This window comes from Burkholderia sp. Ac-20353 (assembly GCF_017104785.1).
In the GTDB taxonomy this organism is placed as follows: Bacteria; Pseudomonadota; Gammaproteobacteria; order Burkholderiales; family Burkholderiaceae; genus Burkholderia.
The window spans coordinates 1-1,292 of the sequence record NZ_JAAGPL010000472.1 but is presented as its reverse complement, the minus strand read 5'-3'; the positions used below and the strand labels follow the sequence as shown (position 1 = coordinate 1,292).

Genomic DNA, 1,292 nt, shown 5'->3' with positions numbered 1-1,292 from the left:
GATCTCGACACCGAGCCGTTCGCGCTCGACTTCGCCGGCAGCGACGCGCTCGCGGAGCGCGTACTGCCGCTGCTGATCGAGTCGGGCGAAGCGGCCGCGCGCGATCACGCGCTGCGCATCGCGGACGCGAGTCCGGAACTGCCGGGCGGCGCGACGGGTGCGGTCTGGCGCGACCAGGCGCTCGGGTCGCTGACGCAATTGGCGGCGAACGTGCGGCGCGCGCTTGCCGACGGCACCGAGCGGCTGCCGTTTTCGCTCGAAGTCACGCCGGTCTGGCCCGATACCGAGCAGCCGCTGTTCGGCGCCGACGATGCGGCGCTCGCGCGCGATGCGGTGAGCGCGCCGCTCGCGCTGCACGGCACGCTGAACCGGCTGACGGCCGCGGGCCAGGTCATCTATCGCTATGCGCGGCCGAGCGCGCGGGATTACCTGTCCGCGTGGCTCGCGCATCTCGTCTATTGCGCGGTGGTGCCGGACGGGCCGCGCCGCACGCTGTGGTTCGGCAGCGGCGGCGCATTCGAGCTCACGCCTGTCGCGGCGCCGCACGCGAGCCTCGCGCCGCTTGCCGCGCTGTTCCGCGCGGGCCGGCGCATGCCGCTGCGCTTCTTCCCGCGCAGCGCGTGGGCCCGGGTGACCGACAGCGAGGCCAAGGCCGCAAGTGTCTGGATCAACGACCGGGTCGTGAGCGAAGCCGACGATCCCGCCATCGCGATTGCGTGGCGCGGCGCGAACCCGTCGCTCGACGAACCGTTCGGCACGCTCGCGCGGCTCGTGTTCGAGCCGCTCGTCGAACATCTGAGGGACGCGTCATGAGCGGCACATCGCATCCGCTCGCGGCGTTCGAGCTCGACGTGTTCGCATGTCCGCTCGACGGCGTCAACCAGATCGAGGCGTCGGCGGGCACCGGCAAGACATGGAACATCTGCGCGCTGTACGTACGCCTGCTGCTCGAAAAGGATCTCGGCGCGGACCAGATTCTCGTCGTGACCTTCACGAAAGCGGCGACCGCCGAGCTGCACGAGCGGATCCGCGGCCGCCTCGCGCAGCTTGCGCATGCGCTCGATACGGGCGACGACGGCGGCGACCCGTTCATCACGCGCCTCGTCGAAACGACGCTCGGCGACGGCGGCATGCTCGATCCCGAGACGGCCGCGAAGCGGATCCGGCGCGCGCTCCGCGCGTTCGACCAGGCCGCGATCCACACGATCCACGCGTTCTGCCAGCGCGCGCTGCAGGAGGCGCCGTTCGCGGCCGCGATGCCGTTCGCGTTCGAAATGGAAGCCGACGACGCA

1 protein-coding gene and 1 pseudogene are annotated in these 1,292 nt (G+C 71.6%); both read left to right on the top strand.

Annotated elements, in window-relative coordinates; translation table 11 throughout:
* Positions 1-813, top strand: a pseudogene (locus tag G3N94_RS41385) (exodeoxyribonuclease V subunit gamma); the annotation flags it as partial.
* The coding region (locus G3N94_RS41380; protein ID WP_205799915.1) for a UvrD-helicase domain-containing protein at positions 810-1,292 on the top strand (483 nt) is incomplete at its 3' end. The pseudogene G3N94_RS41385 and the gene G3N94_RS41380, both read left to right, overlap by 4 nt.